At 64.6% G+C, this 15893-nt stretch carries 12 protein-coding genes; 7 read left to right on the forward strand and 5 right to left on the reverse strand.

Annotated features, from left to right (window positions below; genetic code table 11):
• The first annotated feature begins 123 nt into the window (after nt 1–123).
• On the forward strand, nt 124–738 hold the full coding sequence (gene gstA, locus ACNJYB_RS37225) for a glutathione transferase GstA (protein ID WP_439371587.1): 615 nt from the start codon (nt 124–126) through the stop codon (nt 736–738).
• A 315-nt stretch (nt 739–1053) separates the two neighbouring features.
• Nucleotides 1054–1362, forward strand: coding sequence for a hypothetical protein (locus ACNJYB_RS37230; protein ID WP_439371588.1), 309 nt, complete (start codon nt 1054–1056; stop codon nt 1360–1362).
• 447 nt (nt 1363–1809) lie between these two features.
• On the opposite strand, the gene ACNJYB_RS37235 is transcribed toward ACNJYB_RS37230, so the two are convergent.
• From ACNJYB_RS37235 to ACNJYB_RS37250, 4 genes are all read right to left on the reverse strand, one after another.
• A complete protein-coding gene (locus ACNJYB_RS37235; protein ID WP_439371589.1) occupies nt 1810–4026 on the reverse strand; it encodes an FAD-dependent oxidoreductase in 2217 nt (738 codons plus the stop codon).
• 18 nt (nt 4027–4044) lie between these two features.
• Complete coding sequence (locus tag ACNJYB_RS37240; RefSeq protein WP_439371590.1) at nt 4045–5253, reverse strand: acetyl-CoA C-acetyltransferase; 1209 nt, start codon at nt 5251–5253, stop codon at nt 4045–4047.
• 72 nt (nt 5254–5325) lie between these two features.
• The gene (locus ACNJYB_RS37245; RefSeq protein ID WP_439371591.1) at nt 5326–7116 is read right to left on the reverse strand and encodes an acyl-CoA dehydrogenase C-terminal domain-containing protein; all 1791 of its coding nucleotides are present in this window, start codon (nt 7114–7116) and stop codon (nt 5326–5328) included.
• Between the two features lie 39 nt (nt 7117–7155).
• Nucleotides 7156–7542, reverse strand: coding sequence for a nuclear transport factor 2 family protein (locus ACNJYB_RS37250; RefSeq protein WP_439371592.1), 387 nt, complete (start codon nt 7540–7542; stop codon nt 7156–7158).
• Between the two features lie 206 nt (nt 7543–7748).
• Here ACNJYB_RS37250 and ACNJYB_RS37255 point away from each other — a divergent pair, with 206 nt between their 5' ends.
• Nucleotides 7749–8339, forward strand: a complete 591-nt coding sequence (locus ACNJYB_RS37255) for a PadR family transcriptional regulator (protein ID WP_439371593.1) — start codon at nt 7749–7751, stop codon at nt 8337–8339.
• Between the two features lie 238 nt (nt 8340–8577).
• Nucleotides 8578–11985 carry a hypothetical protein gene (locus ACNJYB_RS37260; RefSeq protein ID WP_439371594.1) on the forward strand — a complete coding sequence of 1136 codons (3408 nt, stop codon included), beginning with the start codon at nt 8578–8580 and terminating at the stop codon, nt 11983–11985.
• 40 nt (nt 11986–12025) lie between these two features.
• Here ACNJYB_RS37260 and ACNJYB_RS37265 read toward each other — a convergent pair whose 3' ends face one another.
• Nucleotides 12026–13366, reverse strand: a complete 1341-nt coding sequence (locus ACNJYB_RS37265) for an LssY C-terminal domain-containing protein (RefSeq protein WP_439371595.1) — start codon at nt 13364–13366, stop codon at nt 12026–12028.
• 131 nt (nt 13367–13497) lie between these two features.
• Between ACNJYB_RS37265 and ACNJYB_RS37270 the strand changes: the two genes are divergently transcribed.
• From ACNJYB_RS37270 to ACNJYB_RS37280, 3 genes are all read left to right on the forward strand, one after another.
• Nucleotides 13498–13896 (forward strand): hypothetical protein, encoded by a 399-nt coding sequence (locus tag ACNJYB_RS37270; RefSeq protein WP_439371596.1) that lies wholly within the window; start codon nt 13498–13500, stop codon nt 13894–13896.
• 271 nt (nt 13897–14167) lie between these two features.
• Entirely contained in the window at nt 14168–15085 is a 918-nt protein-coding gene (locus ACNJYB_RS37275) for a sulfite exporter TauE/SafE family protein (protein WP_439371597.1), read from the forward strand.
• Complete coding sequence (locus ACNJYB_RS37280) at nt 15085–15852, forward strand: TIGR02186 family protein (protein WP_439371598.1); 768 nt, start codon at nt 15085–15087, stop codon at nt 15850–15852. The genes ACNJYB_RS37275 and ACNJYB_RS37280 overlap by 1 nt, the downstream gene beginning before the upstream one ends.
• The last annotated feature ends 41 nt before the right edge of the window (nt 15853–15893 follow it).

The raw sequence follows: 15893 nt of genomic DNA on the forward strand, positions 1-15893 counted from the left end.
CCCGCTCAAGCTCGTCGCCCGTCTCTTACCCCACTCGATGCACCTGCATCAATCTTGACTATTGCATGCAGGTGCATGTAGGCGTTCCTTCGCCATAGCCAAGCGTCAAGAGGAGGAAATTCCATGAAGCTCTATTATTCGCCCGGCGCCTGCTCCCTGTCCCCCCACATCGCGCTCCTGGAAGCCGGCCTGCCCTACGAGTTGGTCAAGGTCGATATCCGGGCCAAGAAGCTCGAAAATGGTGAGGATTATCTGAAGCTGAACCCCAAGGGCCAGGTCCCTGCGCTGGGCCTCGACAGCGGCGAGATCGTGACCGAAGGCCCGGTGATTGTCCAGATGATCGCCGATCAGGCTTCCGCCAAGGCGCTGGCGCCGGCCCATGGCAGCGCCGAGCGCTACAAGTTGCTCGAATGGCTGAACTTCCTCACCTCCGAGGTGCACAAGAGTTTTGGCCCGATGTTCGCCCCCGCCCTGAACGACGAGGCCAAGGCGTTCTTCAAGGACCGTGTCATGGGCAAGCTGAAATACATCGACAGCCAGCTCGCCGATCGCGACTACCTGATGGGCAAGCAGTTCACGGTCGCCGATGGCTATCTCTTCACGATGCTGACCTGGGCCGACCGGATGAAGTTCGACTTGTCGGCAATGCCGCACCTTGCCGCCTACAAGGCCCGCGTCGCCGCCCGGCCGCAGGTGCAGGAGGCGCTGAAGAAGGAAGGGCTCGCGCAGGCGAAATAGACGCGCGCAAGAGGCGACATGCGAAAAGGCCGGATCGAGGATCCGGCCTTTTTTCATGCGAACCATTCGATCGGCAGCGGCGTCGAAGGATCATCTGCGCGAGACAGTTGCCCCCAGGAACTTGATCGTCCTCACGACCCGCCGCCGGCGCGCCGCTCGCGATGCTCGGCGTGCCATGGCGCCGGATCATCGTACCATATACTTATGAACTACTACTGTTCGCCAAATGTAAGCGGTGCTGTCTTGTCAGCACCCGGAAAGAGGACGAGCTTGGCGCATTGATTGAAGAATATTGCACTCTCACCGGAGTTGAAGTTGACGATTGCCGTCGTCCTGATCGTTGCAAGTGCGTTGGTGGGAATAGCGACCGGCCGCGTTTTCAGGATCTGGGCGCTGGTCGTGATCTCCCCGTTGATCGCGATTGTCTCGGCAATTGTTCTTCGCGTGTACGATTTCGGGATGGTGGGAGGCGTGACCGTCGTCGCCATCTGTCTTGTCGCCTCCCAGCTCGCCTACTTCGCGGCATCGTATCTGCTGCACGCTCGCGCGGTCTCACCTCGTGACGAAGTCGACGGCGAGCCAGGCGAGATAGGCCAGGAAAAAATCCGCCGCCAACAAAAGTAACACCAGCCCGGCCCAGAGCGCCGGGCCCCTGCGGCGCAGACGCGCCGGCTTCTGCTGCGATGAGATTCGGTCAGTTGCGGACGCAACAGCATATTTCACGGCATGACCGCGACCGAGCGCGGTCTTCCGCAGCACCACGGAGTTCATCAAGGGTAACTTTCTATTCGTTTTCGCTTGCCGAAGGATCGGCAAGTATCCCAACGCCATTCGTGACCCTGACCCGCAGCAAGACTAGTGCCAAGGCCGAGCAAAAGAACGGCGCCGCTTTGACGCGCCCATGGCAATTGGGCGCGCCGAGGCAGCGGGGACTCTGGCACGGTTCCTACACAGATCCTGTGAGCGGTTCCACAACCTGGAACAAATCTGATGCAACCGAGAGGACGCGCAAAAGAAAAGGCCGGATCGCTGACCCGGCCTTTCCGATTCGAATGCGCAGCCCGTCTGCCATCAGGCAGCTGCCGCCTTCTTCGGCGCGAACCGCCCGTAGAAGGTTTCACCCTTCGCGGCCATCTCCTCGAGCAGCTTCGGCGGGGTGAAGCGCGAGCCGTACTTCGCCTCCAGCTTGTGGCAGAGCTCGACGAACTTCCTCGTGCCCATGAAATCGATATAGGACAGCGTGCCGCCGGTGAACGGCGCGAAGCCGAAGCCGAGGATCGAGCCGACATCCGCCTCGCGCGGATCGGTGATGACGTTGTCCTCCACCGTGCGCGCGGCTTCCACCGCCTGCACCACCAGGAAGCGCTGCTTCAGTTCCTCGATATCGAGCGTATCGGGGTCGAGCTGCTTCGGCTGCAGCGCGGAGAGGCCCGGCCACAGGCTCTTCGAGCCCTTGCCCTTCTCGGGGTAGTCGTAGAAGCCCTTGCTGTTCTTGCGGCCGAGACGGCCCTGCTTCTCGACCATCTCCACCATCAGCCTCTTCTGATCGGGATTGATGGCGTTGGGGCCGAGATCGGCTTCCGTCGCCTTCATGATCTTGAGGCCGAGGTCGAGCGCGACTTCGTCCGAGAGCGAGAGCGGGCCGACCGGCATGCCGGCCATCTTGGCGCAGTTCTCGATCATCGCCGGCGGCACGCCTTCGAGGAACATCTCGTTGCCTTCGGCGACGTAACGGCCGACGCAGCGATTGGCAAAGAAGCCTCTGGAGTCGTTGACCACGATCGGCGTCTTGCCGATCTGGCGGACGTAGTCGAGCGCGGTCGCCAGCGCGACATCGCCGGTGTTCTTGCCGAGGATGATCTCGACCAGCATCATCTTCTCGACCGGCGAGAAGAAGTGGATGCCGACGAACTTGCCCTGGTCCTTGAAGGATTCAGCAAGAGAGGTGATCGGCAGCGTCGAGGTGTTCGAGGCGAAGATCACGTCCCGCTTCAGATATTCCTGCGCCTTGGCGAAGGTCTCGGCCTTGACCTTGCGGTCCTCGAACACGGCCTCGATGACGAGGTCGACGTCCTTCAGCGCCGCATAGTCCGCGGTCGGCGTGATACGCGCGAGCAGCTTCTCGGCATCATCAGCCTTGGCACGGCCCTTCTTGATCTGCTCTTCAATCACCTTCTGCGCATGCGCCTTGCCCTTGTCGGCGCTTTCCTGGTCGCGGTCGATCAGGACGACGTCGAGGCCGGCGCGGGCCGAGACGTAGCCGACGCTGGCGCCCATGAAGCCGGCGCCGATCACGGCGATCTTCTTCACCTTGGTTGCGGGGACGTCCTTCGGACGGCGTGCGCCCTTGTTGAGCTCCTGCATCGACAGGAACAGGCTGCGGATCATCGCGGCCGCTTCCTTCGAACGAAGCACCGAGGTGAAGTAGCGCGACTCGACGCGGAGCGCCGCGTCGATCGGCAGCTGCAGGCCCTCATAGACGCAGCTCATGATCGCGCGCGCGGCCGGATAGTTGTCGTAGGTCTCCCGGCGATAGATCGCGTTGCCCGCCGGGAACATCATCATGCCGGCCTTTGAGAACACCGGGCCGCCGGGCAGCTTGAAGCCCTTCTCGTCCCAGGGCGCGACTGCCTTGCCGCCGCCCTTGATCCACTCCTTCGCGGCCTTGATGAGGTCGGCGGCGGGAACGATGGCGTGAATCAAATTCAGCGCCTTGGCCTTCTCGACCGTGACAGGATCGCCCTTGAGCAGGATCGTCATCGCATCCTGCGGAGGCACCAGACGCGGCACGCGCTGCGTACCGCCGGCGCCGGGGAACAGGCCGACCTTGACCTCGGGCAGGCCAAGGCGGGTCTTGGGATTTTCGGCCGCGACCCGATAGTGGCAGCACAGCGTGATCTCGAAGCCGCCGCCGAGCGCGAGGCCGTTGATCGCGGCCGCCCACGGCTTGCCTGATGTTTCGATCGAGCGCAGCACCTGCGAGAAGCGGCGGCTCTGGTCGAACAGCATCTGGTTCGCCGCGGTCTCGTCCTGCTCCTTGAACACTTTTGCGTAGGCCTGGTTCATGCCTTCGAGCATGGAGAGGTCAGCGCCGGCGCAGAACGCCTCTTTCGCCGAGGTGATGACGACGCCCTTCACCGCGGCATCGGCCGTGGTCGCCTTGACGATCGCGTCGAGCTCGCTGGTCGAGGTCTCGTCGAGCACGTTCATCGAACGGCCCGGGATGTCCCAGGTAACGAGCGCGATGCCGTCGGAATCGGTCTCAACCTTGAAGTTCTTGTACGACATGGTGGTTGCTCCCTACGCTTACACCCGCTCGATGATCGTCGCGGTGCCCATGCCGCCGCCGATGCACAGCGTGACCAGGGCGGTGGACTTATTGGTGCGCTCGAGCTCGTCGAGCACGGTGCCGAGGATCATCGCGCCGGTTGCCCCGAGCGGATGGCCGAGCGCGATGGCGCCCCCATTGACGTTGATCTTGGCGTTGTCGATGTCGAAGGCCTGGATGTAGCGCAGCACCACCGAGGCGAAGGCCTCGTTGAGCTCGAACAGGTCGATATCCGACTTCTTCATGCCGGAACGCGCGAACAGCTTTTCGGTGACGTCGACCGGACCGGTCAGCATCATCGCCGGCTCCGAGCCGATATTGGCGAAGGCGCGGATTTTTGCACGCGGCTTCATGCCGTACTTGGCACCCGCCTCCTTGCTGCCGAGCAGCACGGCACATGCGCCGTCGACGATGCCCGAGGAGTTGCCGGCGTGATGCACGTAGTTGACGCGCTCGATCTCCGGGTGCGACTGCACCGCGACACTGTCGAAACCGCCCATCTGCGCCATCATCGTGAACGACGGCTGCAGCTGCGCCAGCGACTGCATCGTCGTCGAGGGACGCATGTGCTCGTCCTTGGCGAGAATGGTGAGCCCGTTGATGTCCTTCACCGGCACCACGGACTTGTTGAAGCGGCCCTCGTCCCAGGCCTTAGCCGCGCGCTGCTGGCTCTGGACGGCGTAGGCGTCGACGTCGTCGCGCGAGAAACCGTATTTGGTCGCGATCAGATCGGCCGACACGCCCTGCGGCATGAAATAGGCCGGCACCGCCATCGAGGGGTCCATCGGCCAGGCGCCGCCGGAGGCGCCGATGCCGACGCGGCTCATGGATTCGGCACCGCCGCCGATGACGAGCTCATGCTGGCCGCTCATCACCTGCGCGGCGGCAAAATTCACGGCATCGAGGCCGGAGGCACAGAAGCGGCTGATCTGCACGCCGGGCACGGCTTCGCCGAGACCTGCCTTCAGCGCCGCGAAGCGGGCAATGTCGGAGCCGGCCTCGCCGACGGGATCGACCACGCCAAGCACGACGTCGTCGACCGAGTCCTCCGGCAGGTTGTTGCGGTCCTTCAGCGCCTTCAGCGGCACGGTGGCGAGCGCAAGCGCGGTGACTTCGTGCAGCGCGCCGTCTGGCTTGCCGCGGCCGCGCGGGGTGCGGACGTGGTCGTAGATATAGGCATCTGCCATGGGAGCCTCCTGATTGCAGTTATTGGTGACGACCGCGACGCGATCGGGATTGTCGTTGACGCGAAGGAATTCTCAGAACGCCTCAGCCGGCAGTTCCATGATGGTCGCGCAGCCGGACTGGATGCGCGCGAGATTGGCCGCGGTCTCCGGCAGCATCCGCTCCATGAAGAAGCGGCCGGTGACGAGCTTGGTCGAGAGATAGGGCGTGGCTCCACTCTCGGCAATCTTGGCCTGGGTGACCTTCGCCATCTTCGCCCACATGTAGCCGAGCGCGACGAAGCCGAAGAGATGCATGTAGTCGGTCGCCGCCGCGCCGGCATTGTCCGGCTTCATCATCGCGTTCTGCATCAGCCATGTCGTGGCCTGCTGGAGATGGCCGAGCGAAGTCGAGAGCGGGGTGATGAAAGGCTTCATCGCCTCGTCGCCGCCGTTCTCCCTGGCGAAGGCCATGACCTCGCCGAAGAACGCCATGATGGCGCGGCCGCCGTCGCGCGGCAGCTTGCGGCCGACGAGGTCGAGCGCCTGGATGCCGTTGGCGCCTTCATAGATCATGGCGATGCGTGCATCGCGCACGAACTGCTCCATGCCCTGCTCGGCGATGTAGCCATGGCCGCCATACATCTGCTGCGCCTGCACCGCGTTGGCAAAACCGTAATCGGTGAGGAAGCCTTTCAGCACCGGGGTCATCAGGCCCATGTGGTCGTCGGCGGCCTGGCGGTCCTTCGGATCTTCGGAGCGGTGGGCGACGTCGCTCTTCAGCGCGGTCCACATCACGAAGGCGCGCGCGGCCTCGTTGAAGGCGCGGATCGAGAGCAGCGTGCGGCGCACGTCGGGATGCACGATGATCGGGTCGGCCGCCTTGTCCGGCGCCTTGGCGCCGGTGAGCGCGCGGCCCTGGATGCGCTCGCGGGCATAGGCGACCGCGTTCTGATAGGCGACCTCGGACTGCGCGAGGCCCTGCACGGCGACGCCGAGGCGGGCCTCGTTCATCATCACGAACATGCCCTGCATGCCCTTGTTTTCTTCGCCGATCAGCCAGCCGGTGGCGTCGTCGTAGTTCATCACGCAGGTGGAGTTGCCGTGGATGCCCATCTTGTGCTCGATCGAGCCGCAGACGACGCCGTTGCGCTGCCCGACCGAACCGTCGGCATTCACGAGGAATTTCGGTACCACGAACAGCGACACGCCCTTGATGCCGGCGGGCGCGCCCTCGATGCGGGCGAGCACGAGGTGGATGATGTTGGAGGCCAGGTCGTGCTCGCCGGCCGAGATGAAGATCTTGGTGCCGGTGATCTTGAAGCTGCCGTCGGCCTGGCGCACCGCCTTGGTGCGGAGCATGCCGAGGTCGGTGCCGCAATGCGGCTCGGTCAGGTTCATGGTGCCGGTCCACTCACCCGCGATCATCTTCGGCACATAGGTCTTCTTCTGCTCCGGCGAGCCGTGAACGAGCAGCGCGGCGGTCGCGCCCATGGTGAGGCCGCCATACATCGAGAACGCCATGTTGGCGGAGATCTGGAATTCGTTGACGGCCTGGGAGAGCGTCACCGGCAGGCCCTGGCCGCCGAACTCGGTCGGCGCCGACAGGCCGAGCCAGCCGCCTTCGGCGACCTGCTTGAACGCGTCCTTGAATCCCTTCGGCGTGGTGACGCTGCCGTCGTCCGCGCGCTTGCAGCCTTCGAGATCGCCGACGCGATTCAGCGGCTGCAGCACCTCTTCGGCGAGCTTGGCGGCTTCGCCGAGGATCGCCTCGCGCACGTCGCTCGACGCATCGGAGAAGCCGGCGAGGTTGTCGTAGCGGTCGATCTGGAAGACGTCGTTGAGCAGGAAGTTCACGTCTTCGACGGGGGCTTTGTAGATCGGCATGGCGTTCTCCCGGCAGGCCTTTTAGGGATGATGTTGGGCTTATGATTGGGTGGCGGCAAGCTGCTCCGCCATCAGGCGGTGCAGCATGTTGATCGCCTTGAGCGGGCGCACCATCACCTTGAAGTGCGTGATGCGTCCCTCGGTATCGAAGGTGATGATGTCGACACCATTGATCTCGATGCCGTCGATCGTGTTCTTGAATTCGAGCACGGCGCCATGGGCGCTCTTCCATTCGCCGACATAGGTGAAGCCGGGACCGCCGAGCACCTTCTCGGCGCTGGAAAGGTATTTGAAGGTGATGTCGCGGCCGCGCTGCGGCGAATGCACGACGGGGCTTTCGAACACGGCGTCAGGATGCAGCAGGTCCCAGAGCGCGGTGCGGTCATGAGACTTCATGTAGGCGTACCAGGAATCGAGGCCGGTCATTCTCGGGTCCTCCCTAAAGGGCTTTCCAGGAGCCTTGGCAAAAAAGCGAAAACAACCCCATGCACAGTAGCGAGCAGGTTGATTCCGCCGGGTTTTCGGGTGGGTCTTTTGCCCTCCCTCAAGCCGCCTCATATGCACATTGACGCATATGCGCCGATGCGCATAAAGTCAAGTGAGTTGGTCAAGGTCGAAGAAGGAGGCCAGTCATGGCACTGGGCGACGCAATCCTCGCATGCCTGACGGAACGGCCAATGACGGGCTACGAGCTCGCCAAGACGTTCGATTCCTCGATCGGCTTCTTCTGGAAGGCCGACCACCAGCAAATCTACCGCGAGCTCTCCAAGCTGCGCGACCGCGGCTACATCCAGGGCCGCGAGGTCGTGCAGTCAGGCAAACCCAACAAACTCATCTATACGCTCACTCCGGAAGGGCGAACAGCGCTGCGGCACTGGGCCGCGCGGCCGAGCACGCCCCCCTCCATCAAGGACGACCTGCTGGTGCGGCTGCACGCGCTCGACAGCATCGACATCGAGCCGATGCGCACCGACCTGATGGCCCGCCTGGAGCACCATCGCGACCGCCACGCCAATTACGAACGCATCCTGAAGAAGCGCTTTCCGGACGGCACCGCGGAAGGCCGGCTCGATCTCGGCAATTTGCTGCTGCTCCAGCTCGGCGCGCGGCACGAGCAGATGGTGGCCGACTTCTGCGAGGAGGCGCTCGAGGCGCTGTCGGCGATGAGCGGCAAGGGCACGGTGGTGCCGATCGAGGGTGGCAAGCGCGAAGGGAAGGGGTAGAGGGGGGCATGACAGCGGTTGTTCGGCGACCGGACGGACGCAACGTCCACCCCTCAGTTCCCCCCGCCCAACTTTAAGACACCCGCGTCCCATTCCTTAACCCGTTATTTACCGTAACAGGAAAAAGTCGGTTTTCGAGGCAGACGACCCGCGCCAAATCCGATTGTCTTTGCAACCGGCACGCGTGGGGAGGCTGGAGGCGCCGGGTGGGGCGCCGGAGTCGGAACCGGACAGAGTCATGAATTCGCGCGTATCGTGGAGTGTTGACGGCATCGATCCATCCGTAAGGGAGCGGGCCGAGGCTGCTGCGCGTCGCGCGGGCATGTCGCTCAACGATTGGCTCAACTCCACGCTCGGCGAAACTGCTCCACCGAACTTTCGCGGACCTTACGATCAGCGTCACGATCAACGTCCGCAACACATGCCGAGCCAGGAGAGCCGCGAAGTCGCTGACATCCACCAGCGGCTTGACGCGATCACCCAGCAGATCGAACGGATTTCAAAGCCCGCTCCGCGCCAGGACTCTTCTCGTGAAAGAGACGTCTCGCGCGAGCAAGGCGTCGCGCGCCAGCTCAACGACGCGATCTCGCGGCTCGACGCGCGCCTGTCGCAAATCTCCCGCCCGCAGCAGCCGCAGGCCCCGCGGCCAGCCCCTGCCCCATCGCCCGTTGAAGCGCGCCAGCGTCAGGCCGATGCGGTGGAGCGCGCGGCCGCGCAGGTCTATCGCAGCTCGCCACCCCTGAGCCCCGCCTCGTTCGACGTCGCGGTCGCCGAGATCACCGCGCGCCAGAGCGAGCTCGACGGCTTTGCGCCGAGGCAAATGCCGCCGCGCTCGGCGCCCTCGATTGCACCCGCAGCACCTTACGCGCCGCCGATGGCGCCGCACGCGCCTGCCTACGCTCCGCCGTCACCGCAGCCGGGGCCGGATTTCTCGTCGCTCGAGCGGCATCTGCTCAAGATCACGAGCCAGATCGAAGCGCTGCAGCGGCCGGACAATGCCGAGCAGGCGATCAACGCGTTCCGCAGCGAGCTTGCGGAAATTCGCACCGCCATCACCGAGGCGATGCCGCGGCGCGCGATCGAATCGATCGAGAACGAAATCCGCTCGCTGCATCGGCGCATCGACGAGACCCGCTCCAACGGCACCGACGCCCAGGTTCTGTCAGGCATCGAGCGCGCGCTGTCCGACATCAAGCAGGTGCTGCGGACGCTGACCCCGGCCGAGCAGCTCACCGGCTATGACGAGGCAATCCGCAATCTCGGCGCCAAGCTCGACCTGATCCTGCGCGCCAATGACGATCCCTCGACGGTGCGCCAGCTCGAAGGCGCCATCGCGGCGCTGCGCGGCATCGTCTCCAACGTCGCCTCCAACGAGGCGCTGGCCCGGCTGTCCGAGGACGTGCAGCTGCTGTCGTCCAAGGTCGACCAGATCACCCGCGCCTCCGGCCACGGCGACAGCTTTGCGGTGCTGGAGCAGCGCATCGCCGCCCTCACCGCCGCGCTGGAAACGCGCGAGCGGCCGCAGCCGGCCGAGAGCACCGAGCATCTGGAAGCCGCAATCCGCGCGCTGTCGGACCGCTTCGACCGCATGCAGGTCGGCAACGATTCCGCCTCGACCTTCGCGCATCTCGAACAGCGGATCTCGTATCTCCTGGAGCGGATCGAGGCCGCCGCCGATCCGCGCAACGGCAATTTGAGTCGCGTCGAGGACGGCCTGCACGACATCCTCAGGCATCTGGAGCGCCAGCAGGCGACCTATGCGGCCCTCGCCGAGAGCCGCAACTCGGCGCCATCGGTCGATTCCGGCGTGGTCGATCTCGTCAAGCGCGAGCTGTCCGACATCCGCTTCAGCCAGGCCGAGACCAACCGCAGCACCCAGGACTCGCTCGACGCCGTGCACAGCGCGCTCGGGCATGTCGTCGATCGCCTCTCCATGATCGAGGGCGATCTGCGCGCGGTGCGAACCGCGCCGCCGGCCCCGGCGCCGCAGCCGATGCCGATGGCTGCTCCCATCGAGCCCGCGCCGATGGCGCGCGACCCGCGGCCACAAGCACAGCCGCCGAAATACGATCCGAAGCCGGAGCTGCCGAACCCGGCCGCCATGCAGCAGGCGCCGCCCTCCGCCTTCGTCGCCGCGCCGCGTGAATTCCATGCCGCCGCACCGGCTGCGCCGCCGCAGATGCCGCCGCCCGTTCCGCCGCGCGCGATCAGCGAGATCCTGGAGCCGCACACGGCGCCCGCACGCGCCGCGATCGCGCCAGAACTGCCGCCGGATCATCCGCTCGAGCCGGGCACGCGGCCGGGCGGCCGCGTCGCTACCCCATCAGAGCGCATCGCCGCCTCCGAGAGCGCGATCAGCGAAATTCCCGCCGCACCGAAAGAGCCGGTGTCGTCGTCGAGCTTCATCGCGGCCGCGCGCCGCGCGGCGCAAGCTGCCGCCGCACAGCCGCCCGAGAAGCCGGCCCGTGGCGCCAAGGCCGCGATCGCCCGCGCCAAGGAGAAGGGCCAGGAAGGCGGCTCGACCATCACCTCAAAAATCCGCTCGCTGCTGGTCGGCGCGAGCGTGGTCGTGATCGTGCTCGGCACCTTCAAGATGGCGATGAACCTGCTCGAGGGCGGCAGCGCGCCGCCCGCACCGCAGGCGATGCAGAATATTCCGAGCGAGCCGGCACCGCCGCCTGCGCCACCTCCGGTCGAGACCAAGCCGGCCTCGCTCGAGCAGATCACGCCGTCGATGACCTCGCCGACGCCGATCGGGCGGCAATCGCAGAACAATGCCGCCCCGACTCCCAGTTCCGGCAACTCGGCCTCGGTCGAAATCCCGCAGGCGCCTGCCGCGGCAGTGCCGCCGCCTGCTGTGAGCAGCGACATCACCGGCGCGCTGTCGGGCACCAGCCGCGCGCGGCTCGGCCTCGTCCAGGTGCCGCCGAGCGAGAAGCTGCCTGATGCCATCGGCGGCCCGGCCTTGCGTACCGCTGCGATGAAGGGCGATGCGACCGCGGCCTACGAGATCGGCGTGCGCTTTGCGGAGGGCAAAGGCGTCGCCACCAATTACGACGAAGCGGCGAAGTGGTACGACCGCGCGGCGCAGGCCGGCGTGGTGCCCGCGACCTTCCGGCTCGGCACGCTCTATGAAAAGGGCCTGGGGGTGAACAAGGACGCCGACATCGCGCGCCGCTACTACACCCAGGCCGCCGAGCGCGGCAACGCCAAGGCGATGCACAATCTCGCGGTGCTCGATGCCGACGGCGGCGGACGCGGCGCCAACTACAAGAGCGCGGCGCAGTGGTTCCGCAAGGCTGCCGATCGCGGCGTGGCCGACAGCCAGTTCAACCTCGGCATCCTCTATGCCCGCGGCATCGGCGTCGAGCAGAACCTCGCCGAGTCCTACAAATGGTTCAGCCTCGCGGCCGCGCAGGGCGATGCGGATGCCGCCGGCAAGCGCGACGACGTCGCCAAGCGCCTCGACCCGCAGTCGCTCGCTGCCGCCAAGCTCGCGATCCAGACCTTCAGCGCCGAGCCGCAGCCCGACGATGCCGTCAACGTCCCAACGCCGAACGGTGGCTGGGACAGCGCGCCGCAGGCGAACGCGAAGCCCGCGCCGAAGCCGGTCACGGCCAGGCGCTCGGCCTCCGCGGCGCATTGAAGCGCGATGCGATAGCGCTCCGCGAACAGGGTCCCTCGCACTACGGCGGCGTTTCCCAGGCAAGCCTGTCGATCTTGCCGAGCGGCGTTGTTTGATTCGACAGGAATATGACCGCGCGCAATCCATCGGTGTAATAGGGGTCGCCTGTCAGATTTGCACGCGGCGCGGATGGTGGTGCGGCTCCGACGCCATTGACGTAACCGAAGCGCTCGCTGAATCCGGACATGATGAGATCCTGAAGAAAATAGGCCCGATCGAAATCGACGTCGGGCGCAATCTTGTGCGTGGTCAAGTTCCATGTCTGATCGGTCAGTCGGACACCAATATCCCGGCTCACATGGCCGACCCACACCCTTCGATTATCGAAGGTGTACGGCGTCAGCCAAAATCGGGCGTGAATGCGCTCATTGATGGTGGACCGGGCTTTCTGAACGACGACGTCTTCCCTGCGGCCGAACACGTAAAGCGGGCTCACGGGCGACGTCTGATACGGATCTCGAAGCAAGAAAGCGCGCGCGGTCTCGATCGCGCTTGCAAAATCGAGCTGTCTGGCAAGGTGCCATCCGCGGGCAATGAGAGGGACGATGGGGTCTTGCTTGCTTTCGATGATGACGAGATTGAGCGGATCACCATCACGTTTCCCCTCAGGCCCCTTGGTACAGCAGGCGAAGTTTGCAAATCTCTCCCGCAATGACGAAAGATCGAGTTCCTCGATCTTCGTGCCAGGATAGACTTTCTCGGCTTGAATATTGGTGCCGACAAACGGCGGCCCTGGAACCAACAGCGCGAGCTCGAAGCTCTCCACGCGGCCCTTCCCGACGATCATGATGTGCGCATATTTGATGCCGGCATCCAGAACCCCGTAGACGAAGCCCGTCGTCTTGCTGTGCGGCGGAAGGTCGCTCGGCATCTGGCGCTTGAGAAAGAATTGGTCACGGGCGCGGTTGGCGTACCATGACAGAGCGCCGTGGAATCTGTAGGAGACCTCATAGGCAGAATAATAGTCGGGATCCATCGTGACCGGGAGAAGCGCCAATGCCTCGTCGGTCTCGTTCTCGATCGACAGCCAGACGGGTTGAATGTTGTAACCGGCCAGATTTTCACCAAAGCTCCTTTCGCTCTCATCCGCTCCGAGTGCGCTCGCACTCACCTTGATTCCCGGCACGGACTTCTGCTGGGCGCGGTTGATGAAACTTGCATCTCCGCTCGGATCTGGTGAAAACCGAAATGAGTTGACGACCGCTATCGACGTCAGCACGAGAGCCAAAAACGCGACACTCAGAAACTTGTGCGCCCTGATCGTCTTGATGGGGTTGAGAAGAGCGACGGCATTCTCGTTCATCTTGTCACCCGGCCTTTTCGTCAGGACGATGCGGATCAAGCTGCGTCACGTCCCTCTACCTCGGTTATCGTCCCGGGCTGACGATGCCCGGCCGTTGATCTGCATCAACGCTTCGGACCCCTTTTGCACTGAGGCAATCGCCAGTTCAGGTGCCACAAAGGAACACAAAGATGGGCATTCTCGACTGGTCGCGCAGGCAAGACGATCGTTTTCCAGACCAGAGGACCAAGATGAAGGCGGCCGCGCTGGCCGTCCTCTGGCTGGGAATTCCGGGAACGTCCACCGAGGCTCTCGCCGCCTCGTGCTCGTCTTACTACATTTCGGAAATCACTGTTGTATCGGCGCTCGACACCGAGGCCGGTCGTGTACAGACGTTTGTTGGATTTGGAACGTCGAAGGAAGAGGCCGAGAAGAACGCCTTGGGGTCGTGCTCGCACATCCAGCAAGACCTCCAAACATGCCTGGACTCGGATCGCATGCTGGGTCGTAATGCCGCGTCGGACACGGCTAACAGCTCGCTTCATTTGAAGTACACAAAGGCGGTCCAGCGCATCACTGGCTGCGATTAGCGCGACCTTCGCCGCGCGCATCGCTGTTCAGGCGTGTATGGAGGCACGCCGTTCGCTCGAGCCGTAGCCGGGCTGGGTTATTCCCAGGCAGAGAAGCCGCAGATGCAGTGCCTTGAATTCGGCTCAGGGCACAGGTTTGTTGCGAAAAACGCGGCGCCGTGTTCAATTCGTTGTCCCGCAGCGCGGCGTTTTCGGCTATGTGAGGAACGCGGCAATCGTTCGTCCTGCGCGAGCATTCCGCGGTCTTCGATCGTCCGCCGGACCAGGCTCGATGCAGCTCTATCTCCCGATCGCCGATCTTCCGGTCAACGTCTTCCTCGTGCTGGCGATGGGCGCGGCGGTCGGCTTCGTCTCCGGCATGTTCGGCATTGGCGGCGGCTTCCTGATGACGCCGCTCCTGATCTTCATCGGCATCACGCCGGCGGTCGCGGTCGCCTCCGTGGCGAGCCACATCGCGGCCTCCTCGTTTTCCGGCGCCCTGACCTATTGGCGACGACGTGCGATCGATCCGGCACTGGCGAGCGTTCTTTTATGCGGCGGTGTGACCGGGACGGCGCTCGGGGTGTGGACCTTCACGCAGCTTCGCGCGCTCGGCCAGCTCGACCTGATGATCGCGCTGTCCTACGTCGTGCTGCTCACCACGGTCGGCAGCCTGATGTTCTCCGAGGGCCTGCGCGCCCTGATGCGGACCCGGCGCGGCGCGGTGCCGCCGCGACGCACGCACAACTGGATCCACGGCCTGCCGCTGAAGATGCGGTTCAAGCGATCGAAGATCTATCTCTCGGTCATCCCCGTGCTGATCGTCGGCACCATGATCGGCTTCATCGGCTCCATCATGGGTATCGGCGGCGGCTTCATCCTGGTGCCGATCATGATCTATCTGCTCAGGGTGCCGACCTCGACGGTGATCGGGACCTCGATGGTGCTCACCCTCGTCACCATGCTGGTCGCGACCATTCTGCACGCGGTGACCAATCACCTCGTCGATGCGGTACTGGCGCTGATCCTGATGGTCGGCGGCGTCACCGGAGCGCAGTTCGGAGCACGTGCCGGCCAGAAGATCCGCGGCGAGCAGCTGCGGCTGCTGCTGGGCCTCTTGATCCTCTCGGTCGGCGTCCGCTTCGCGATCGAGCTGGTGATCCGGCCCGAAGATCTCTTCACCATTCGTGAGCTGGGGGTGAGCACCTGATGCGCACGCTCCTCGCCCTTCTTCTCGTCCTGCTACTTGGCTCCGCCGCGCGCGCCGAGCGGCTGATCGTGTCGGTCTCCAACCATCGCGTCACGGTGACGCCGAACTATTCCGGCGAGGAGCTGGTGCTGTTCGGCTCGGTGGAGAAGGACGCCACGACGCCCGCGGACCGCACCGCCTACGATCTCGTCGTCACCGTGATGGGCCCGCGCGCCGACATGGTGACGCGGCGGAAGGAACGCACCTTCGGCATCTGGATCAACACCGACTACCGGCAGTTCCTGCAGGTGCCGAGCTATCTGGCGCTGTTCGCCAATCGTCCCTTCGACGCCATCACCTCGCCCGAGATCGCGCGGCGGCAGCAGATCGGACTCAACAACGTGCGGCTGACGCAACGGGTCAGCGGCGACTTTGCCGACGTGGTGCCGAACGACCCGTTCCGCTCGGCCTTCGTCCGCCTGCGCACCGAGCGCGGGCTCTATCGCGAAGACCCGAGCGCGGTGACGTTCCTGACGCCGACGCTGTTCCGCACCGGCATTCCGCTGCCGGCGGAGGTGCCGATCGGCACCTATGAGGTCGAGATCAAGCTGTTCGCGAACGGCGCGCTCGTGACCAAGACCGAGACCGCCTTCGAGATCGTCAAGGTCGGCTTCGAGCAGTTCGTCGCGACGACGGCAAGGCAGAACGGGTTCGTCTACGGGCTTGCCACGGTGGCGATGGCGCTGATGACGGGGTGGATGGCGTCGATCGTGTTCAGGAAGGATTAGCGTACTCCGTCATTGCGAGCGAAACGGTCGCGGTAGGGACG

Source organism: Bradyrhizobium sp. SMVTL-02, from assembly GCF_051853005.1.
In the GTDB taxonomy this organism is placed as follows: Bacteria; Pseudomonadota; Alphaproteobacteria; order Rhizobiales; family Xanthobacteraceae; genus Bradyrhizobium.